Annotated in this window: 15 protein-coding genes; 6 read left to right on the top strand and 9 right to left on the bottom strand. The window is 72.9% G+C overall.

The features are described 5' to 3' along the window. Positions 1-112 precede the first annotated feature (112 nt). From ACFYZL_RS29475 to ACFYZL_RS29460, 4 genes are all read right to left on the bottom strand, one after another. Positions 113-736, bottom strand: a complete 624-nt coding sequence (locus ACFYZL_RS29475; RefSeq protein WP_384757290.1) for a GntR family transcriptional regulator — start codon at positions 734-736, stop codon at positions 113-115. 223 nt (positions 737-959) lie between these two features. Continuing rightward, positions 960-2735 (bottom strand): 2-oxoglutarate dehydrogenase, E2 component, dihydrolipoamide succinyltransferase, encoded by a 1776-nt coding sequence (gene sucB, locus ACFYZL_RS29470; protein ID WP_388683082.1) that lies wholly within the window; start codon positions 2733-2735, stop codon positions 960-962. 53 nt (positions 2736-2788) lie between these two features. Continuing rightward, on the bottom strand, positions 2789-4177 hold the full coding sequence (gene lpdA / locus ACFYZL_RS29465) for a dihydrolipoyl dehydrogenase (protein WP_365168130.1): 1389 nt from the start codon (positions 4175-4177) through the stop codon (positions 2789-2791). A 319-nt stretch (positions 4178-4496) separates the two neighbouring features. Continuing rightward, complete coding sequence (locus tag ACFYZL_RS29460; protein WP_384757072.1) at positions 4497-6026, bottom strand: leucyl aminopeptidase; 1530 nt, start codon at positions 6024-6026, stop codon at positions 4497-4499. Positions 6027-6372: 346 nt separating this feature from the next. Between ACFYZL_RS29460 and ACFYZL_RS29455 the strand changes: the two genes are divergently transcribed. From ACFYZL_RS29455 to ACFYZL_RS29435, 5 genes are all read left to right on the top strand, one after another. Continuing rightward, positions 6373-8400, top strand: a complete 2028-nt coding sequence (locus tag ACFYZL_RS29455) for a hypothetical protein (RefSeq protein WP_384757069.1) — start codon at positions 6373-6375, stop codon at positions 8398-8400. A gap of 107 nt (positions 8401-8507) precedes the next feature. Further along, positions 8508-10028 (top strand): GT4 family glycosyltransferase PelF, encoded by a 1521-nt coding sequence (gene pelF / locus ACFYZL_RS29450; protein WP_384757067.1) that lies wholly within the window; start codon positions 8508-8510, stop codon positions 10026-10028. Then, positions 10028-11689, top strand: a complete 1662-nt coding sequence (locus tag ACFYZL_RS29445) for a hypothetical protein (protein ID WP_384757064.1) — start codon at positions 10028-10030, stop codon at positions 11687-11689. The genes pelF and ACFYZL_RS29445 overlap by 1 nt, the downstream gene beginning before the upstream one ends. Continuing rightward, positions 11686-12357: a spherulation-specific family 4 protein gene (locus ACFYZL_RS29440; RefSeq protein ID WP_384757062.1), complete on the top strand. Its 672-nt coding sequence runs from the start codon at positions 11686-11688 to the stop codon at positions 12355-12357. The genes ACFYZL_RS29445 and ACFYZL_RS29440 overlap by 4 nt, the downstream gene beginning before the upstream one ends. Then, positions 12354-13169 (top strand): endo alpha-1,4 polygalactosaminidase, encoded by an 816-nt coding sequence (locus ACFYZL_RS29435; protein ID WP_384757059.1) that lies wholly within the window; start codon positions 12354-12356, stop codon positions 13167-13169. Before ACFYZL_RS29440 ends, ACFYZL_RS29435 begins: the two co-directional genes overlap by 4 nt. A 366-nt stretch (positions 13170-13535) precedes the next feature. Here ACFYZL_RS29435 and ACFYZL_RS29430 read toward each other — a convergent pair whose 3' ends face one another. From ACFYZL_RS29430 to ACFYZL_RS29410, 5 genes are all read right to left on the bottom strand, one after another. Beyond that, complete coding sequence (locus ACFYZL_RS29430) at positions 13536-14753, bottom strand: sensor histidine kinase (protein WP_384758588.1); 1218 nt, start codon at positions 14751-14753, stop codon at positions 13536-13538. 42 nt (positions 14754-14795) lie between these two features. Beyond that, positions 14796-15386, bottom strand: a complete 591-nt coding sequence (locus tag ACFYZL_RS29425) for a hypothetical protein (protein WP_384758585.1) — start codon at positions 15384-15386, stop codon at positions 14796-14798. 107 nt (positions 15387-15493) lie between these two features. Continuing rightward, a complete protein-coding gene (locus tag ACFYZL_RS29420; protein WP_388683242.1) occupies positions 15494-17188 on the bottom strand; it encodes a phosphatidylglycerol lysyltransferase domain-containing protein in 1695 nt (564 codons plus the stop codon). Between the two features lie 309 nt (positions 17189-17497). Then, on the bottom strand, positions 17498-18562 hold the full coding sequence (gene cobT, locus ACFYZL_RS29415; RefSeq protein WP_384758583.1) for a nicotinate-nucleotide--dimethylbenzimidazole phosphoribosyltransferase: 1065 nt from the start codon (positions 18560-18562) through the stop codon (positions 17498-17500). Positions 18563-19166: 604 nt separating this feature from the next. Next, complete coding sequence (locus tag ACFYZL_RS29410; protein WP_384759301.1) at positions 19167-20372, bottom strand: bifunctional adenosylcobinamide kinase/adenosylcobinamide-phosphate guanylyltransferase; 1206 nt, start codon at positions 20370-20372, stop codon at positions 19167-19169. Between the two features lie 103 nt (positions 20373-20475). On the opposite strand from ACFYZL_RS29410, the gene ACFYZL_RS29405 reads away from it, so the two are divergent. Further along, positions 20476-20688, top strand: a complete 213-nt coding sequence (locus ACFYZL_RS29405; RefSeq protein ID WP_365168160.1) for a hypothetical protein — start codon at positions 20476-20478, stop codon at positions 20686-20688. Positions 20689-20938: the final 250 nt, after the last annotated feature.

The following is a 20938-nucleotide window of genomic DNA, read 5'->3' as shown; positions in this document are numbered from 1 at the left end:
TCGATGATCGATCAAATAAATGTGACGAAGAAACGTCAGTGAGGCAAAAGTCGGCACCGGGTGCCAGGAAAACGGGCACCCGGTGCCGGGTGAAACGGGGCAAAAGGACCCGTCAGGCGCGCGGAGCGCACCCCAGGACATGCCGCTTCACGAGCACACCGATGTCCGGATCCTGATTGCGGAACGCCTCCACGAGGGCCTCGTGCTCCTCCGCGTAGGACTTCTGGACGGTACCCAGCCAACGGATGGACAGGGCCGTGAACACCTCGATGCCCAGGCTCTCCCAGGTGTGCAGCAGCACGCTGTTCCCGGCCGCCCGCACCAGCTCCCGGTGGAAGCCCACCGTGTGCCGCACCTGCGCCGTGCCGTCCTCGCTGCGGTCGGCCTCCCACAGCGCCGCCACGTGCGGCTCCAGGGCCGAGCAGTCGGCCGCCAGCCGGGGCGCCGCCAGCTCCGCGGCGATCTGCTCCAGGCCCGCCCGGACCGGGTAGATCTCCTCCAGGTCCGCCGCGGAGAGGTTCCGTACGCGCACGCCCTTGTTCGGCGCGGACTCGATCAGCCGCAGCGTCTCCAGCTCGCGCAGGGCCTCGCGCACCGGGGTCTGGCTGACCTCCAGCTCCACGGCGATGCGGCGCTCGACGATCCGCTCGCCGGGCTTCCAGCGCCCGCTGACGATCCCCTCCACGATGTGCTCGCGGATCTGCTCGCGCAGCGAGTGCACGACGGGTGGGGTGATCATCGGGGCTTCAACTCCTGAGGGGTGTGCAGGAACGTGCGGGGCCTGATGCGTAGACAATACGGCGGCGCGCGCGAACACGAAGCGTTCCAGGTGGCGGGCGGCGGGTGAGGCTGGTTACAGGCGGCCCGCCAGGGGGTGTCCGGGGTACGACGACGGCGCCCCTGCCCGGGAGTTGCCCGGGCGGGGGCGCCGTACTCGACAGCTGGTGCCGAGGAGAGCCTTACAGGCCGAGCTCGACCTCGAACTCGCCGGCCTCCAGGATGGCCTTGACGGCCGAGAGGTACCGGGCCGCGTCCGCGCCGTCCACCAGGCGGTGGTCGTAGGACAGGGTCAGGTACGTCATGTCGCGGACGCCGATGACGGTGCCCTCGGGGGTCTCGATGACCACCGGGCGCTTGACCGTGGCACCGATGCCCAGGATGGCGACCTGGTTCGGCGGCACGATGACCGTGTCGAACAGGGCGCCGCGCGAACCGGTGTTGCTGATGGTGAAGGTCGCGCCGGACAGCTCGTCCGGGGTGATCTTGTTGCCGCGGACCTTGCCGGCCAGGTCGGCGGTCGCCTTGGCGATGCCGGCCAGGTTGAGGTCACCGGCACCCTTGATGACCGGGGTCATCAGGCCCTTCTCGGAGTCCACGGCGATGCCGATGTTCTCCGAGTCGAAGTAGGTGATGGTGCCCTCGTCGTCGTTGATCCGGGCGTTGACGACCGCGTGGGCCTTCAGCGCCTGGGCAGCGGCCTTGACGAAGAACGGCATCGGGGACAGCTTGACGCCCTCGCGGGCGAGGAAGCCGGCCTTGGCCTTCTCGCGCAGCTTCATGATCTTGGTGATGTCCACCTCGACCACGGAGCTGAGCTGCGCCTGCGAGTGCAGGGCCTTCATCATGTTGTCGCCGATGACCTTGCGCATGCGGGTCATCTTGACCGTCTGACCGCGCAGCTCGGACACCGCGGCCGGAGCCTTGGCGGCGGCCGGGGCAGCGGCGGCGGCCGGAGCCGGGGCGGCAGCGGCGGCCTTGGCGGCCTCGGCGGCGGCCAGGACGTCCTGCTTGCGGATACGGCCACCGACGCCGGTGCCCGTGACCGTGTTCAGGTTGACGCCGGACTCCGAGGCGAGCTTGCGCACCAGCGGGGTCACGTACGCGCCCTCGTCACCCGCGGAAACCGGGGCGGCGGGAGCGGCCGGGGCGACCGGAGCCGGAGCGGCGACCGGGGCCGGAGCGGCCACGGGGGCCGGAGCGGCGACCGGGGCGGCCGGGGCGACCGGAGCCGGGGCGGCGGCGGCCGGGGCGGCCTGGACCGGAGCCGGAGCGGCGACCGGGGCGGCAGCCTGGACCGGGGCCGGAGCGGCGGCGGCCGGGGCGGCGGCCGGAGCCGCGCCCGCGACACCGATGACGGCCAGACGGGCGCCGACCTCGGCGGTCTCGTCCTCGCCGACCAGGATCTCCAGCAGGGTGCCGGCGACCGGGGCGGGGATCTCGGTGTCGACCTTGTCCGTGGAGACCTCGAGCAGCGGCTCGTCGGCCTCGACGGACTCGCCGACCTGCTTCAGCCAGCGGGTGACGGTGCCCTCGGTGACGGACTCGCCCAGCGCGGGCAGCACGACATCGGTGCCCGACGCTGCCGGAGCGGCGGCGGCCGGGGCGGCCTCGGCGACCGGGGCGGGGGCCGCGGGGGCCTCCACGACCGGGGCCGGAGCGGCCGGAGCGGCAGCGGCCGGCTCGGCGGCCGGAGCCGCGGCAGCCGCCGGGGCGCCGGAGCCGTCGTCGATGACGGCCAGCTCGGCGCCGACCTCGACGGTCTCGTCCTCGGCGACCTTGATGGACGCCAGGATGCCGGACACGGGGGACGGGATCTCGGTGTCGACCTTGTCGGTCGAGACCTCGAGCAGCGGCTCGTCGGCCTCGACGCGCTCGCCCTCGGCCTTCAGCCAGCGGGTGACAGTGCCCTCAGTGACGCTCTCGCCGAGCGCCGGAAGGGTTACGGAAACCGACATGGTTTCTGTTGCTCCTTACGAAAGTGCGGAAGTGGTCGTCGCGCCCGTGACGATTAGTCGTGTGCGTGCAGCGGCTTGCCGGCCAGCGCGAGGTGGGCCTCGCCCATGGCCTCGTTCTGGGTCGGGTGCGCGTGGATGAGCTGCGCGACCTCGGCCGGCAGGGCTTCCCAGTTGTAGATCAGCTGGGCCTCGCCGACCTGCTCGCCCATCCGGTCACCGACCATGTGGACGCCGACCACGGCACCGTCCTTGACCTGGACGAGCTTGATCTCGCCCGAGGTCTTCAGGATCTTGCTCTTGCCGTTGCCCGCAAGGTTGTACTTCAGCGCCACGACCTTGTCCGCGCCGTAGATCTCCTTGGCCTTGGCCTCGGTGATGCCGACGGAAGCGACCTCGGGGTGGCAGTAGGTGACGCGCGGGACACCGTCGTAGTCGATCGGGACGGCCTTCAGGCCGGCCAGACGCTCCGCGACCAGGATGCCCTCGGCGAAGCCGACGTGCGCGAGCTGGAGGGTCGGGACGAGGTCGCCGACGGCCGAGATGGTCGGCACGTTGGTCTGCATGTACTCGTCGACCAGGACGTAGCCGCGGTCCATCGCGACGCCCTGCTCCTCGTAGCCCAGGCCCTGGGAGACCGGACCGCGACCGACGGCGACCAGCAGCACCTCGGCCTCGAAGGTCTTGCCGTCGGCCAGCGTGACGCGCACGCCGTTCTCGGTGTACTCGGCCTTGTCGAAGAAGGTGCCGAGGTTGAACTTGATGCCGCGCTTGCGGAACGCGCGCTCCAGCAGCTTCGAGCTGTTCTCGTCCTCGACCGGCACGAGGTGCTTGAGGCCCTCGATGACGGTGACGTCGGAACCGAAGGACTTCCACGCCGAGGCGAACTCGACGCCGATGACGCCGCCGCCCAGCACGATCGCCGACTCGGGAACGCGGTCCAGGACCAGCGCGTGGTCGGAGGAGATGATGCGGTTGCCGTCGATCTCCAGGCCCGGCAGCGACTTCGGCACGGAGCCGGTCGCGAGCAGGACGTGGCGGCCCTGGATGCGCTGACCGTTCACGTCGACGGAAGTCGGGGAGGAGAGGCGACCCTCACCCTCGATGTAGGTCACCTTGCGGGAGGCCACAAGACCCTGCAGGCCCTTGTACAGGCCCGCGATGATCTCGTCCTTGTACTTGTGGACACCCGCGATGTCGATGCCCTCGAAGGTGGTCTTCACGCCGAACTGGGCGCCTTCGCGCGCCTGGTCCGCGATCTCGCCCGCGTGCAGCAGAGCCTTCGTGGGGATGCAGCCGTTGTGCAGGCAGGTGCCGCCGAGCTTGTTCTTCTCGATCAGGGCAACGTCCAGACCCAGCTGGGATGCGCGCAGCGCCGCGGCGTAACCGCCACTGCCACCGCCGAGGATCACTAGGTCGAAAACGGTGCTGGCGTCGTTCGCCACGTCACGTCCTCCATGCATGTGCGCCGGGCACCGGTCCTCTGTGACCGGGCGGCGGCTGGTATACGGCCGCTTGTTTCTTCGGCCCTGTGGTGGGGGCCCTGTCCTGCCGAGAACCCATCTTCGCATTTGTCGGGGGAACGCGGGACGCCGGGCCCGGCATATGGAAGGTCGTTCTGTCCGAAGTGAGGGTTACCGCTGCGTAGAAACCTACGGATTTCGTTGTGAGTGAACACACCCCGGGCCTTGACCGCTGTCGATCAAGGCCCGGGGTGCCGTGCGTCACACGGACGCGTTCACATCAGGTGCGACGGGGAGCCCTTCAGCCCAGGTCGCCCGTGGCGGTGCGCTCCGCCAGCCGCACCAGGGTGCGGACGGCCGAACCGGTGCCGCCCTTGGGGGTGTAGCCGTGCGGCGCGCCCTCGTGGAAGGCGGGGCCGGCGATGTCGAGGTGCGCCCAGGTGATGCCCTCGCCGACGAACTCCTGGAGGAAGAGGCCGGCCACCAGGCCGCCGCCCATCCGGACGCCCATGTTCGCGATGTCGGCGGTGGGGGAGTCCATGGTCTTGCGCAGCTCGGCGGGGAGCGGCATCGGCCACGAGGACTCGCCGACCTCCTCCGCGATCTCGTGGATCGCGGTGCGGAAGGAGTCGTCGTTCGCCATGATCCCGAAGGTGCGGTCGCCGAGGGCCAGCACCATGGCGCCGGTCAGGGTGGCGACGTCGACGATCGCGTCCGGGTTGTCCTCGGACGCCTTGGTCAGCGCGTCGCCCAGGACCAGCCGGCCCTCGGCGTCCGTGTTGAGGACCTCGACGGTCTTGCCGCTGTACATGCGCAGCACGTCACCGGGCTTGGTGGCCGAGCCCGACGGCATGTTCTCGGCGAGCGCGAGCCAGCCGGTGACGTTGACCCGGAGGCCCAGCTTCGCGGCGGCGACGACGGCGGCGAAGACGGCGGCGGCGCCGGCCATGTCGCACTTCATCGTCTCGTTGTGGCCGGCCGGCTTCAGGGAGATGCCGCCCGAGTCGTAGGTGATGCCCTTGCCGACGTAGGCCAGGCTCTTCTCCGCCTTGGGGTGCGTGTAGGAGAGCTTCACCAGGCGCGGCAGGTTCTCGGAGCCCTTGCCGACGCCCATGATGCCGCCGTAGCCGCCCTTGAGCAGCGCCTTCTCGTCGAGCACCTGGACCTTGATGCCGTTCTCCTTCGCGGTCGCGGACGCGACGGCGGCGAAGGCCTCCGGGGTGAGGTCGTTCGGCGGGGTGTTGACCAGGTCACGGGCCACGTTCACCTCGGTCGCGACGACCGTGGCGCGCTCGACGGCGGCCTTGTGGTCCTTGTCCCGCGGCTTGGCGCCCAGCAGGGCGACCTCGGCGAGCGGCAGCTTCGGGCCGCCGTTCTTGGCGGCCTTCTTCTCGCCGCCCTGGTAGGCGGTGAACGCGTACGCGCCCAGCAGCGCGCCCTCGGCCACCGCGGTCACCGCGGAGGCGTCGTCCAGGGGGAGGGCGAAGCCGGCCTTCTTGTTGCCGTGCAGCGCGCGGGCGGCGGCACCGGCGGCGCGGCGCAGCACCTCCTCGTCGAACGACTCGTCCTTGTCCGGGACGGAGCCGAGCCCGACCGCCAGCACGACCGGGACCTTCAGGCCCGCGGGCGCCGGCAGCTTGGTGGTCTCGCCTTCGGCACCGGTGGCGCCGAGCGCTTCGAGCACGGCGGAGAGCTTTCCGTCGTACGCCTTGTCCACGGCCTCGGCTCCGGCGGTCACGACCGGGCCCTTCGGGCCCTTCGCCACGCCGACCACAAGGGCGTCGGCGCGCAGCGTCGCAGCGCCGGCAGTGCTGAGAGTCAGAGCAGTCACGGTGGTGAAGTCTCGCTTCCGTTTGTATGTGTGGGCCGAAGGGGTGGACGGCCATCCGTGGCGATCGTATTAGGGCCCGACGGCCGCCAGAAATGAGCCTACGCGCAGTGACTGATCCGTACGTCACTCGAAGGTTTGTCAAGTTGTTCGATCATCGGGCCGCAAGGTTCACCCATCTGTGGACTCTGCCCCAGGTTTGCCCCGTCGACCTGACGAGGTCCGCGAGACTCGGTCCACTCTCGCAAGGGGACGTGGGGTCCCTTTGCATGATTTCCACAGTGCCTCCCCGGCCCGGCCATCCGCCACGGGCCGCTGTCGAGGGATGCCTGCGGGGGGAAAGGCCGAAATGGTCAACAAGAACCGGATGAACAGGGCCGCCGCCGTCATGGCCGCCGCGGCGCTGGTGTCCGTGGCAGTGCCCGCCGCGTCCGCCCATGCGGCCACGGCCCCGCGCATCGACCTCAAGGTGCTCGTCGTCGACGACGGCGGCAGCTCGGTCGAGGCGATCACCGCGGAGCTCCGCGACACCGGAGTCCCGTACACCCGCGTCCAGCTGGGCGCCCCCGGCCGCCCGGTCATCGACGCCGCGTTCCTCAGCGACACGGTCGACGGCCGGCCGCGCGCGAAGTACCAGGGCGTGGTCCTGCCCAACGAGAACCCCTTCGGCGAGGGCTCGGCCGAGATGGCCGCGCTCGGCGCGTACGAGACGACGTACGGGATCCGCCAGGTCGACGCCTACACCTGGGCCCACCCCGGCGTCGGCCTCGAATACACCGACAACGGCGGATACAGCGGCCAGCTCGACGGCACCCAGGCCGCGGTCACCGCCGCCGGCAAGGCGGGCCCCTTCGGCTACCTCGGCGGCCAGGTCACCTTCGAGGACAACTCGGCGCTCGTCCCCGAGAGCTACGGCTTCATGGGCAAGCCCCGCGCCGGATACACCAGTTACCTCGACGCCCCGGTCGGCTCCGGCCGGGCCTCGCTCGTCGGCGAGTACGTCCACGACGGCCGCAGCGAACTCGTCGTCACCTTCGGCTACAACCAGTACCAGCAGCAGTTCCGGCTGCTCGCCCGCGGCATCGTCGACTGGCTCACCCAGGGCGTCCACCTCGGCCAGAGCCGCAACTACTTCGCGGTCCACGTCGACGACGTCTTCGCCCCCGACGCCCGCTGGAACAGGGACCTGAACTGCACGCCCGGCGACTACGCCTGCGCGGGCGGCGAGGGCAAGGAGAGCACCATCCGGATGACCGCCGCGGACGCCGTCTACGCGGCGCAGTGGCAGACGTCCAAGAACTTCAAGCTCGACATGCTCTTCAACGCGGGAGCGGGCGAGGAGTGGAAGGCCGAGAACGGCGGCACCGACGCCCTCACCGCCCAGCTCGTCGCCGACCGGGCCAAGTACCGCTGGATGAACCACACCTACACGCACCCCTTCCTCGGCTGCGTCCAGGACACCACCACCGTGCCCTGGACCTGTGTCAAGGACGCCACCGGCGCGATCAAGTACATGAGCCGCGCCGACATCTCCGCCCAGATCCGCGACAACAACAACTGGGCCGCCGCCAAGGGCATCACCACCGACCGGACCGAGATCGTCACCGGCGAGCACTCGGGCCTGAAGACCGCCCCGCAGCAGCCCCAGGACAACCCCAACCTGGCGGGCGCCTTCGCCGACAACGGCATCAAGTGGGCGGGCAGCGACAACTCCCGCGAACCCGCGCAGCGACCGGTCGGCGCGGCCCTGACCGTGCCCCGCCATCCGATGAACGTGTACTACAACACGGGCACCAACGCCGAGATGGCCGACGAGTACAACTGGATCTACGGCAGCCGCGCCAACGGCGGCAGCGGCATCTGCGAGGACAACCCGGCGACCTCCACCTGCCTGCCGGCGGCCCTCGACGTCAACACCGGCTACCTGGACTACATCGTCCCGCAGGAGGCCCGCACCGCCCTGCGCCACGTCCTGGCCAACGACCCGCGCCCGCACTACGTCCACCAGTCCAACCTCGCCGAGGACCGCACCCTCTACCCGGTGCTCAATCAGGTCCTCGACACCTACCGGACCCTCTACGCGCCCAGCGCGCCGATCGTCAACCAGAGCATGAAGGACACCGGCGTCGAGCTCGGCCGCCGTGCCGCCTGGGACAACGCGATCGCCAACAACCAGGTCACCGCCTACCGCATCGGTACCGCCGTCACCGTCAAGGCGCCCGCCGGGGTCCTCGCCCCGGTCACCGCCCCCAACGGCACCAAGAAGCAACTGCTCCTCGGCACGGCGGACTTCGGCACCGCCTACGCGGGCAGCCGCTCCACCTGGACCGGACCGGAGCTGCTCCAGAGCAGCGTCACCCTCCGACTGCCCGGCTGACCGACCGCGGTCCCGTACGACCGCGAGCCGTAACGAGCGACACGAGCGCCGGCGCTCCGCGAACCCACGGGCGCCGGCCCCTTTTCCGTCCTGGGGGGACACACCGCATGAGCCATGGGCGTCATGTCACCATGCTCACCGAAGGCACCTATCCGCACGTCCACGGGGGCGTCAGCACCTGGTGCGACCAACTGGTACGAGGAATGCCCGAGGTCGACTTCAACGTCATAGCCCTCACCGGCTCCGGCCGGGAGCCGGTCACCTGGGAACTGCCGCGCAACGTCTACCGGCACACCGCCGTCCCGCTCTGGGGCCCCGCGCCGTCGAGCGGTCTGCGCGGCCGCCGGACGGCCCTCCGGGGCAAGGCCCACCGCCGCTTCACCGAGGTCTACGAAACCTTCCTGCTGTCGCTGCTCGACCCCTCCCACGGCGGATTCTCGGGGGCCCTGCGCGAACTGGCCCTCCTCGCCCGGGCCGGCAGGCTCGCCCCCGCCCTGCGCTCCGAATCCGTCCTGCGCCTCCTGACGGACGTCTGGACCCGGCCGGCCCTGACCACCGCCGAGGCCCGGCCCACCCTCCACGACGCGCTCACCGCCACCGACCTGCTGGAGCACGCACTGCGCCCGCTCGCCGTGCGGATCCCGCCCGACAGCGTCGCCCACGCCGTCAGCAGCGGCCTCGCCACCCTCCCGGCGCTCGCCGCCAAACACCTCGACAAGGTGCCCTTCCTCCTCACCGAGCACGGCATCTACCTGCGCGAGCGCTACCTCGGCTACCGCAGCGCCGAGCAGCGCTGGCCCGTGAAGTCCCTCATGCTCGGCTTCTACCGCGAGCTCAACACCGAGGGCTACCGGCAGGCCGACCTGATCACCCCCTGCAACCAGTACAACCGCCGCTGGGAGGAACGCGGAGGCGCCGACGCGGACCGCATCCGCACCGTCTACAACGGCGTCGACCCGCACCTCTTCCCCGAGGCCGGCCCCGAACCCGAAGTGCCCACCCTCAGCTGGTGCGGGCGCATCGACCCGATCAAGGACCTCGAAACCCTCGTCCGGGCCTACGCCTTCATGCGCGAGGAACTCCCCGCCCTGCGACTGCGCCTCTTCGGCCCCGTCCCGGCCGGCTGCGAGGAGTACCGGCTCCGCCTGGAGAAGCTCGCCGCCGAACTCGGCGTCGCCGACGGAATCACCTTCGAGGGCCGCATCGACGAGGTCGCCCGCGCCTACGCCGCCGGTTCCGTCGTCATGCTCTCCTCCATCAGCGAGGGCTTCCCCTTCAGCATCATCGAGGCCATGTCCTGCGGGCGCACCACCGTCTCCACCGACGTCGGCGGCGTCCGCGAGGCGGTCGGGGACACCGGCCTCGTCGTCCCGCCCCGTGAGCCCGAGACCATGGCCCGCGCCACCCTCGCCCTGCTCCGCGACGACGAACGCCGCGCGGAACTCGGCCGGATGTCCCGCAAACGCGTCGTGGACAAGTTCACCCTCCACCAATCCGTGGACGGCTTCCGGCACATCTACCGGGAACTCGCCGGCCAGCCCGTCCTGCCCGTCGAACCGGGCGACACCTGGACCCAACGCCTCGCGGACCCCTGGTACCGCGAACTCGCGGCCGACGGGAGCCTGTGATGAGCGGATCCCTCTGGCTGAAGCCGCCCGGCGGGGACCGGGTACCCGTCGGTCCACCGTCCGCCGGTCGCAGCGCCCCCGGCCCCGTGGCCCGGCGGGCGGGTGGCCCCGTCGACCCCGGCCCCGCCGGGCCGGGGTCGCCCGGCTCCGCCGGATACCCGGGCGCCACGGACACGCTGCCCGCCGTCCCGCGACCGCGCCGTGAAGGGCCGTGCGCCGCCGACCCCCTCGACGAACTCGCTTCCCGGCTGGACGGCCTCGTCGCCGCCGCCGTGCACCCCGACGAGATCGCCGCCGTCCTCGAATCCGACGGCATGACCGACGAGCACATCCGCCTCGCCTACGGCCGCCACGACTCCTTCGCCCTCGCCGAGGAGCTCTACGCCCGGGTGCCCCGTTCCTTCCCCGAGCCCGAGAGCACCCCCGACCCCTGGAAGGCCTCCCTCACCGCCTGCCTGCTCCGCGGGGTGATCTTCGCCCTGCCCGGGCTCGCCTACGTCCTCGGCGCACCCCTGCTCGAAGGCCCCCAGGACCGCCTCGGGCTGCCCGCCGGGACCCTGACCCTGCTCGCCGGGGCGCTCATCGGCTGGGTGTGGGACCAGACCCTCTCCCACCGCGCCTACTCCTGGCTCGGCCTCGGCGACCGGGCGGCCGCCGGGCGGACCCTGCTCGTCGGCGCCCCCGCCGGCTCCCTGCTCGGCACCGCCGCCGCCCTCGCCGTGCCCGGCGGGCCGCCGTTCTCGTACGCCTTCGCCGCCGGACAGGCCCTGTACGTCGGCGCCGCCACCGTCCTGCTCGTCCTCGGCCGGGAGCGGGTGCTGCTCGCCGCGCTCGGCCCGATGGCGGCCGGGGCGGTGCTCGCCCTCTTCGTCGACCTGCCCGTGCCGGCCCGCGTGGCGCTCCTCGTGGTGTCCCTGCTGGCCGCCTGCACCCTCGCCGTACGGGAACTCCCGCTCGCGGAAGGCCTACGGGCCGGCGCCCGCCGGATCAGGGGCCGGGTGCGGCCCAGGCCCGGCGGGGGACCGGTGCGCTGGCGGATGCTGCGGGGCGCCGAGGAGGAGTACGGTCCCCGCGGGCCCCGGCTCGGGGACTCCGTCCCGTACGGGGTCTTCGGCCTCGGCACCGGACTGCTCGTGCTCTACGCCGCCCTCGGTGAGGTCCTCGCCGGCGGGCCCGCCGAAGCGGTGGCCGCGCCCTCCGCGGTGGCCCTCACCCTCAGCATGGGCCCCGCCGAATGGCTGCTGTACCGCTTCCGCAGCGGCAGCCTCGCCGGACTCCGGGCCGCCCGCTCCGCCGACGCGTTCCGGCGGCGGATGCTGACCACCCTGGCCGGTTGCCTCACCGCCTACCTGACGATGCTGCTCGCCCTCGGGCTGGCCGGAACCATGCTCTGGCCCGGCGCGCCCGCGCTCACCGGGCTCCGCGCGGCCACCCTGCTGCTGCTCGGCGCCGTCATGTGGACCGGGCTGCTCCTGCAGTCCTTCGGCGCGGTCCGGCCCGCCGCCGTGGTCTGCGCCTCGGCGGCCGTCGCGCAGAGCGCGGCCCTGCTGGCCGGGATGGGCCAGCCGAGGCTCGTACAACTGGTGGTGGCGGGCGCGGCGGCGAGCGTGCTCGCGGCCCTGGTCTGCCTGCTGCTGGGCCGTGCGACGGCTCACCGATGACCGAGGAGAAGGACCCCATGCTGCTGGTGCCCCTCTACGAGCACCCCGCCGACCGGCCCGAGGACTGGGAGCGGCTCATCCGCTGCGCGGGCCGACTGCACTCGGTGGTGCTCAACCCCGACAGCGGACCGGGCGACGCCCCCGACGAGCGGTTCGCGCTGGTCGCCGGGAGGCTGCGCGAGGCCGGCGTGCCCTTGCTCGGGTACGTCGACACCGACTACGGGCGGCGCCCGCACGCGGCCGTGGTGCGGGACCTGCTGCGTCACCGCGACTGGTACGCCACCGACGGGGCCTTCCTCGACCAGGTCTGCGCCGGCCCGGAACGGCTGGCCCACTACGGCCGGCTGGCCGTCGCGGCCCGGGCGGCGGGGGCCCGGACGCTCGTCCTGAACCACGGGGTCCACCCGCACCCCGGCTACGCCGAACTCGCCGACCTGCTCGTCACCTTCGAGGGCCCCTGGGACGCCTACCGGGACGCCGTCGCAGCCCCGGCCTGGACCGCGGACCACCCGGCCGGACGGTTCTGCCACCTCGTCTACGCCGTCCCGCCGGGGGCACCCGCCGCCGAACTCGCGGCGCAGCGCGGGGCCGGGGTGCACTGCGCGGTCCCGGGCTCGGGCCCGCACCCGTGGGGGACCCTCCCGTACGCGCTGGAGGCAACGGCATGAGGCCCCTGCGCGCCGCCCTGTTGGCCGCCCTCCTGCTCCTGGCGGCGGCGTGCACGACCTCCCCGGAGCAGGACGAGAAGGAGGAACCCGCCCCCGACCTGGCACCGGGGGAGCGGTGGCAGCCCCGCCCGGGGACCGGCTGGCAGTGGCAGCTCTCGGGGAAGCTCGACACCTCCGTGAAGGCGCCGGTGTACGACGTGGACGGCTTCGACACCACGAAGCAGCAGGTCGCCGCGCTGAAGGCGGCCGGTCGCCGGACGATCTGCTACCTCTCCACCGGGGCCTGGGAGGACTTCCGCCCGGACGCGGAGGCGTTCCCGAAGTCGATGCTGGGCCGGGGGAACGGCTGGGAGGGCGAACGCTGGCTGGACATCCGCCGGGTGGCGGAGCTGGAACCGCTGATCGCGAAGCGGTTCGACATGTGCCGGGAGAAGGGCTTCGACGCGGTGGAGCCGGACAACATGGACGGCTACCGCAACACGACGGGCTTCCCCCTCACGGCGGACGACCAGCTCCGGTACAACCGGCTGATCGCGAAGCTGGCGCACGACCGGGGGATGGCGGTGGGCCTGAAGAACGACCTGGACCAGATCCCGGAGCTGGTGGGGGAGTTCGACTTCGCGGTGAACGAGCAGTGCGCGGAGTACTCGGAGTGCGAGCGGCTGACCCCCTTCGTGGAGGCGGGGAAGGCGGTGTTCCACGCGGAGTACGAACTCCCGCCGGCCCGCTTCTGCGAGCGCTCGCGGCAGCTTCGGCTGAGCAGCATGCAGAAGCACCTGGACCTGGACGCCTGGCGCCGCCCCTGCCCTTAGCCTGCGGCGCCCCGGGCCAACGGTGCCGCGCCGCTGCCGGCGGGGCTGGATCCGCCGACGTTCGAGGCGGGCAGTCCAGCCCGTCCGGCGTTTGAGGCGCGGGTCCGGGCAGAGCCCGGGGAACGGTGGAAGGGCGGGTAGGGGACCAGCCCCGCGCAGCGGCACACCCCGGGGCGGCCCGCACGCGAAGGGCCGTCGGGGCCGGGCGCGCGCCGGGGCACCTCCTCGGGCGTCGAACCCAATGCCGCACCGGCAACACGAGCGGGTTTCGTTCGACGCCCTGCGGGGGCGCCCCACCGCACACCCGACCCCGCCGGCGCGGGAGTGCCAAGTGGGGCCGCCTGCCGAGCACCGGCGGTACGGGGGTCAGGTCGGGAGGATCGCGTGGACGCGGTAGCCGCCGCCGAAGCGCGGTCCCGCGAAGCAGGAACCGCCCAGGGCGGTGGCGCGCTCCCGCATGCCGAGCAGACCATGGCCGCCGCCGGGCGCGGCCGGCTCCGCTGCAACGGCGCCGCCGTCGTCCAGCACCGTGACCTCCACCGACGGGCCCACCCGGACCACGCTGACCTCCGCCTTCGCCCCCGCCCCCGCGTGCTTGCGGACGTTCGTCAGGGCCTCCTGGATCACCCGGTACGCCGCCAGGTCCACCGCCGCCGGCAGCGCCTCCGCGCCCCGGTCCCCGCCCAGTTCGACCATCACCCGTACCGGAAGCCCCGCGTGGCGGAAGGTGTCCGCGAGTTCGTCGAGGACGGCCAGCCCCGGCGCCGGCTCCGTCGGTGCCTCCGGGTCGCCGGACTGCCGCAGCAGCCCCACCGTGGCCCGCAGTTCGTTCAGCGCGGAGCGACTGGCGTCCCGTACGTGCGCGAGGGCCTCCTTCGCCTGGTCCGGCCGCTTGTCCATGACGTGCGCGGCCACCCCCGCCTGCACGTTGACCAGCGCGATGTGGTGCGCGACCACGTCGTGCAGGTCCCGCGCGATCCGCAGCCGCTCCTCCGCGACCCGCCGCCGGGCCTCCTCCTCGCGGGTCCGCTCGGCCCGCTCGGCCCGTTCCCGTATGGCGTCGACGAAGGCCCGCCGGCTGCGCACCGCGTCACCGGCCGCCGCGGCCATCCCGGTCCAGGCGAAGATGCCGATGTTCTCCTGCGCGTACCACGGCATCGGCCCGGCGAGCATGGCCACGCCCGTCAGACCCGCCATGGTGAGCAGCCCGACCTTCCAGGTCGTCGGGCGGTCGGTGAGCGCGGCCACCGTGTAGAGGGAGATCACCGCGGACATCGCGACGGGCGCCCGCGGCTCCCCGGTGGTCAGCTCCAGCAACGTCAGCCCGCAGGTGACGGCGAGCACCTCGCGCGGATGGCGCCGCCGGAACACCAGGGCGACCGCGCCGAGCAGCATCAGCAGCAGCGAGAACGGCTCGGGGGTGCGCGTGCCGAAGGTGGGCTGGCCGTGCGGGCCGTGCGGATCGGCGAAGGACCCGACGAGCATGGCGACGAACGCCCCGAAGGCCAGCACGGCATCGGTGGCGAGCGGATGGACCCGCATCCACTTCCGGGAGGACGCGAGGGGCCCGAGGTGTGTCGTCACGGGAAGACACGGTACGTCGTCCCCGGCCGGCGGGGTCGGGCCCTAGGGGGGTGGCCGCACCCCCAGCGGCATGCGGGAGCGGGCCGGGCCCCACTTCGCGCGGACCACGCACACGGCCATGACCGCGGCGATGGCCGCCAGGTGCTCCTTGCCCGCCAGGTTGTCCTTGATCAGGATCTCGCCGATCATCACGAGGATCACCAGGGCCCCGGTCAGGTACGCCCGGTAGCGCCAGCAGACGTAGATGGCGAGCCCCACCACCGCGGCCGAGGGCCCCGTGTCGTTGACGATCCGGTCGGACACGGGCAGGCCGAAGGGGTGGTCGGGGCCGAGCGAGAGCCCGATCCGCGCGTACGTGGTCCCGGCGAGCGTGGCCACGTAACCGATCAGCAGCGTGCGCCACCAGCCGATGCAGATCTCCGAGATCCCGAAGACGATCAGGATCTGCGCCAGAGCCCCCCACACGGGCAGGTCCAGCGCCGGGACGAACAGCGAGAGCGGGGTCCGCAGCAGCGCCAGCCACAGCGGGTCGACGGCCTTGACCGAGCCGAGGTTCTGGACGGGCTGGAAGCCCCAGGGGGTGTTCTGCACGATCTGGAACGCGGAGGTCAGACAGACCGCTCCGATCGTCATCGGGATCGCTCGCCACTTGTCGCGGACGAGCGCGTCCCGGACGGTCCCGAGCAGGGGTCCCCACTCACGGCTCGCGAACTGCCGGAGTGGGGATGTGGTCCGCGCTGTCAACGGCGGGTCTCCAGGTGTCTGCGGTGCAGCCACTTCGGAAGGCCGGGGGCCTCCAGGAAGCCCTCGGCCCGGCCCGCCGCGATGCCGATCCGCAGCAGGTCCGAACTCTTCTCGAAGAGCATGAACCGCGGTTCCCAGATCGGCCGGTATTTGGCGTTGGCCCGGTAGAGGGACTCGATCTGCCACCAGCGGGAGAAGAAGCTCAGCAGCGAGCGCCACAGGCGCAGCACCGGACCGGCGCCGAGCTTGGAGCCGCGCTCGAAGACGGACCGGAACATCGCGAAGTTCAGCGAGACCTGGGTGACCCCGATCTCCTTGGAGCGTTCCAGGAGTTCGATGACCATGAACTCCATCAGACCGTTCTCGGAGTCCCGGTCGCGGCGCATCAGGTCCAGCGACAGACCCTTGGGTCCCCACGGTACGAAGGACAGCAGGGCCCGCAGGTCGCCGTCGCCGTCCGTGCACTCCAGCATCACGCACTGGCCGTCGGCGGGATCGCCCAGCCGGCCCAGCGCCATGGAGAAGCCGCGCTCGGTCGCCCCGTCGCGCCAGTCGTCGGCGCGCCTGACCAACTCGTCCATCTCCTCGGCGGGGATGTCGGCATGGCGGCGGATGCGGACGGTGTAACCGGCCCGCTTGACGCGGTTGTAGGCCTGGCGGACGGTGCGCATGGCGCGGCCCTCCAGGGTGAACTCGCCGGTCTCGACGATGGCCTCGTCGCCGAGCTCCAGGGCGTCGAGGCCGTGCCGGGCGTAGATCTGCCCGGCCTCCTCGCTCGCCCCGTTCACGGCCGGGATCCAGCCGTGCTCGCGGGCCTCGGCCAGCCACGGTTCGATGGCGCCGGGCCAGGCCTCGGGGTCGCCGATGGGGTCGCCGGACGCCAGCGAGACCCCGCCGACGACGCGGTAGGTGACGGCGGCCTTGCCGGTGGGGGACCAGATGACGGACTTCTCGCGGCGCAGCGCGAAGTAGCCGAGGGAGTCCCGGTCGCCCTGCCGGGCGAGGAGCGCCCGCAGCCGTTCCTCGTCCTCCTCGGTGAGCGGGTCGACGGCGCGGCGCGAGCGGAAGGCGGCGAACAGCACGGCGACCAGCAGCAGCATCGACATCACGTTGATGGTGACGTTGACCCAGGCCGGCGTGCTGATCTCGTGGGCGATCTTGGCCTGCGGCTCCAGGGTGATCAGCCGCATCACGCCGTACTGCCAGCGGTCGCGGAAGGTGGCGTCGGCGCTGTACTGGGCGGTGTTGGTCGCGCCGACGAGCAGGGCCGCGACCAGCGAGGTGGCCAGCAGGCCGATGGCGGCGACGGCGGTGGCGAGTGCGGGGTTGGAGCGGTCGCCGCGGGCGTAGAACTCGCGGCGGCCCAGCAGCAGGGCGCCGACGAAGAGCGCCGTCACCCCGAGCGAGATCCAGTTCTGGGTGTGCTCGCGGATCTCCTCGTACCGGTACAGCGCCTGTGCGAGGAGCAGCGCCAGGAGGCCGCTGAGCGCGAGGTTGAGGATCCAGGAGGCGCGCTTGCGGCGGCCGAGGGTGACGGCGAGCATCAGGGTGAAGAGCCCGGACGCGAAGCCCGCGGTGAGCATGTACGGGGTGTAGAAGTCCTCGGCGTTGTGGTTGCGCAGGTCCTGCCCCAGCGAAACCCACACCGCGCTGAGGAAGTTGACGAAGGCAACCGTGCGCAGGTACCAGATCGCGAAGGCCGCGCCGCGCCGTGAGCGGGCGTCGCCCTTCTCGTTCCCCCTGTCGCCCCCCTTGTCGCTCTTGTCGCCCTTGTCGGACTCCCGGCCGGTTTCCCGGCCGGCCCCCGCCGACTTGCCGGCGGGCGCACCGCCGGTCTCTTTCCTGCCCGATGACGGAACGTTCGCCGGTGCGGCGCCACGGTCGGTCTCTGCGCTGGTCAAACGGACCTCTCCCATAAAAACCGATCATATGGGGCATAGCCGCCCATTCTTGGGCGGCTCCGGGGACGTGGCCTGGTCAGGGCCGCGAACCCCGGTGCCTTATTCCGCCGACTCCTGCGGCGCCCGCTCCGGGAGGTCCGCCGCGAGCGCGGCAGCCGCCTGGACCAGGGGAAGAGCCAGCAAAGCCCCGGTGCCCTCGCCCACAGTGACGCCGTGGTCGAGCAGGGGGTTGAGTGCCATCCGGTCCAGGGCCTTCGCCTGGCCCGGCTCGCCGCTCGCCTGACCGGCCAGCCACCAGTCGGGCGCCCGGAACGCGGCCCGCTGGGCCACGAGTCCGCAGGCCGCCGAGACGACCCCGTCGAGGATGACGGGCGTACGACGCACGGCGCACTGGAGCAGGAAACCGGTGATGGCGGCCACGTCGGCGCCGCCGACCGCGGCCAGCAGCGCGACCTGGTCACCGAGGACCGGGCGGGCCCGGCGCAGCGAGTCGCGGATCGCCGCACACTTGCGCATCCAGGCCAGGTCGTCGATGGGCATCCCGCCGCGACCGGTGACCACGGAGGCGTCCGTGCCGCACAGCGCGGCGACGAGGGTGGCGGCGACCGTGGTCCCGCCGACGCTGAGGTCCCCGAGCACGACCAGATCCGTACCGGAGTCGGCCTCCTCGTCGGCGATCCGCACCCCGAGCAGCAGCGCGGCCTCGGCCTCCTCGGCCGTCAGCGCGTCCTCCACGTCGATCCGGCCGCTGCCGCGCCGCACCCGGTGGCGGACCACGTCCTCGGGCAGCAGCTCCGGGTCGCAGTCGAGCCCCGCGTCGACGACGCGCACGCCCGCCCCGAGCCGGCCGGCCAGGACGGAAACGGGGCTGGTCCCGTCGAGCACGCCCCGCACCAGCTCGTGGGTGGTGCCGGCGGCACGGGCGGAGACGCCCTGCGAGGCGATCCCGTGGTCGGCGGCGAACAGCACCACGCGCGGGCGCTCGATCGGCCTGACCGGCACCTGCCCCTGCGCGGCGGCGAGCCACTCGGCGAGCTCGTCGAGCCGGCCCAGCGCGCCCGGCGGGACGGCGAGGCGCTCACGGCGTTCCTCGGCATCACGCCGGACGCCCCCGTCGGGGCGCTCGATCAGATCGGAGAAGTCGTCGAGATTCAGCGTGCTCATCTGCCAGAGAGTACAGCCGGTGAGGCTCACCCTCAGGGGGTGTCCCGCCGACCCCGTTTTCCCGGCCCACTTCCCCGCTGCCGGCACCCGACCCACCGTCAACTCCGCCCCGCCTGACTGCCGCCGTCCGTGCCCCTGGGTGGTCGGGTCGGGTGCGCGGCGGGCTGCCCCCGCAGAGCATTGAACGCGGGTCCTCCGGCGGGCCGGACCTGCAACACGCGCAGCCGCGCGGTCGGGGTCGCGTGCGCGGCGGGTGCCCCGGCGCGCGCCCGGCCCCGACGGCCCTTCGCGTGCGGGCCGCCCCGGGGTGCCGCTGCGCGGAGCGGGTCCCCTACCCGCCCTTCCACCGTTCCCCGGGCTCCGCCCGGACCCGTCCTGGGGCTCCGCCCCAGACCCCGCGCCTCAAACGCCGGCGAGGCTGGGATTGCCCCGCGCCTCGGACGCCGGCGAGGCTGGATGGTGGCGCCGCGCCTCGGACGCCGGCGAGGCTGGATGGTGGCGCCGTGCCTCGGACGCCGGCGAGGCTGGATGGTGGCGCCGTGCCTCGAACGCCGGCGAGGCTGGATGGCCCGGTGGGGTCGAGTCATCCGGGGTCGGGGCTCGGCTAGTCCTTGAGTACGAGTGCCTGCCCGGCCACGACCAGGAGTACGTGTTCGCACTCGCCCGCCACCGCGGCGTTCAGCCGGCCCAGCTCGTCGCGGAAACGTCGGCCCGAAGCGGTCGCCGGTACGACGCCCCCGCCCACCTCGTTGCTGACCAGCACCACCCGGCGGCGGCTCGCGCGCACCGCCGCCACCAGCTCCGCGATCCGCTCGCGGAGGTCCCTCTGCCCGGTCGCGGCCCAGACCGCGTCGTCCCACGCCCCGGCCCGGTCCATCGCGTCCGTCAGCCACAGCGCCAGGCAGTCGATCAGCAGCGGCGCACCGGGCTCCGCCAGCAGCGGCGCCAGATCGCAGGTCTCCAGCGTCCGCCAGCTCCCCGGCCGGCGTTCGCGGTGCAGGCCCACCCGCTGGGCCCACTCCGCGTCCCCGTCCCGGGTGCCGCCCGTCGCGACGTAGACCACCTCGGGGAACGACTCCAACCTCCGCTCCGCCTCCAGGGACTTGCCCGAACGGGCCCCGCCCAGCACCAGGGTCCGGCGCGGCAGGTCCGCCGGCGCGTGGTACTCCCCGACGATCACGGTGGTCCCGTCGCGCACGGCCCGCGCCCCGGCGGCCGCGCACCTGCGCTCCAGCTCCCGGCCCGGCGGGGTGTCGTGGTCCACGTGTACGGCGATCACCTCGGTCGCCGGGCCGACCGCACCGGTCGCCCGCAGCCGCGCCAGGGCCTCGGGCCGGCCCAGCACGTCCGCGAGCACCATGTCGTACGGCCGTTGGTCCTTGTCGCCGTTGGTCCCGGCCGGCGCGCCGCCCGGGGGCAGGTACAGCAGCCGGCCGCCGTCCGGGCCCGTCACCTCGTAGCCGGTGCCCGGCGCGTCCATCGGCACCGCCCGCACCCGGTGCCCCGAGATCACCGACAGCTCCCGCCCGTCCGGGACCCGACCCGCCGCCGGCAGCCCCGGCGGCAGCTCGACGGCGGGTCCGTCGTGCGGGTGGGTCAGCAGGACCTGCCGTACGCCGGCCAGCGAGTGCCCGGCCCGGGCGCCGGCCAGCACCGCCCCCGGGGTCAGGTCGAGCAGCAGCGCCCCGTCGACGAGCACGGCCGTCGCGGCCCGTGAGCGGGTTCCGACGGACAGTGCGCACGTCGCGCAGGGGCAGCCGGGGCGGGGCAGCCCCTGGGGTGTACCGGTGCCGAGCAGAGTGAGTTCCACAGGATGATCCTCCCGCGTCCCCGAGACTGGTGCGCGCCCGGCTACTCTGCGGGCACACTCAAGGCGAGAAGCGCGCACCAGCGGACGAGCAACGGAGGCGGACATGGCGTGGACGTGGCGGTTCGAGAAGGCCGACGGCACGGAGACGGCCCCGGCGGTGGTCCCGGAGGAGTTCACCACGCAGGGGGACGCGGAGTCCTGGATCGGTGAGGTCTGGAAGGACCTGCTGGAGGGCGGCGCGGAGCGGGTACGGCTGTCGGACGACGGCGGGGTGGAGATCTACGCGATGTCCCTGCGGGAGGCCCTGGACGCGTAGCCCCTGCGGGGACGCTCACCGGGTCACACGGGCCCGCCCCGCCCCCGGCGTTGCGCGCCTGCGGCTCGAACAGCCCAGGACCTGGGCCGGCGGAGCTGGAAACCCAGCCCCGCCGGCCCCTCCAGCCTCGCCGGCGTTTGAGGCGCGGGGGTATATCCAGCCCGTCCGGCGTTTGAGGACCGGGGTCCGGGGCGGAGCCCCGGGGAACGGTGGAAGGGCGGGTAGGGGACCGGCTCCGCGCAGCGGCACC

The organism is Streptomyces sp. NPDC001717 (assembly GCF_042892775.1).
Lineage (GTDB): Bacteria > Actinomycetota > Actinomycetes > Streptomycetales > Streptomycetaceae > Streptomyces.
The sequence above is the reverse complement of the archived record's forward strand: the minus strand, read 5'-3'. Positions and strand labels throughout refer to the sequence as shown.

Bases quoted from the DNA above. Each gene is read 5' to 3' on its own strand.
- sucB (WP_388683082.1), bottom strand. From the start codon at position 2,735: ATGTCGGTTTCCGTAACCCTTCCGGCGCTCGGCGAGAGCGTCACTGAG.
- ACFYZL_RS29455 (WP_384757069.1), top strand. From the start codon at position 6,373: ATGGTCAACAAGAACCGGATGAACAGGGCCGCCGCCGTCATGGCCGCC.
- pelF (WP_384757067.1), top strand. From the start codon at position 8,508: ATGAGCCATGGGCGTCATGTCACCATGCTCACCGAAGGCACCTATCCG.
- ACFYZL_RS29445 (WP_384757064.1), top strand. From the start codon at position 10,028: ATGAGCGGATCCCTCTGGCTGAAGCCGCCCGGCGGGGACCGGGTACCC.
- ACFYZL_RS29440 (WP_384757062.1), top strand. From the start codon at position 11,686: ATGACCGAGGAGAAGGACCCCATGCTGCTGGTGCCCCTCTACGAGCAC.
- ACFYZL_RS29435 (WP_384757059.1), top strand. From the start codon at position 12,354: ATGAGGCCCCTGCGCGCCGCCCTGTTGGCCGCCCTCCTGCTCCTGGCG.
- ACFYZL_RS29425 (WP_384758585.1), bottom strand. From the start codon at position 15,386: ATGACGATCGGAGCGGTCTGTCTGACCTCCGCGTTCCAGATCGTGCAG.
- cobT (WP_384758583.1), bottom strand. From the start codon at position 18,562: ATGAGCACGCTGAATCTCGACGACTTCTCCGATCTGATCGAGCGCCCC.
- ACFYZL_RS29405 (WP_365168160.1), top strand. From the start codon at position 20,476: ATGGCGTGGACGTGGCGGTTCGAGAAGGCCGACGGCACGGAGACGGCC.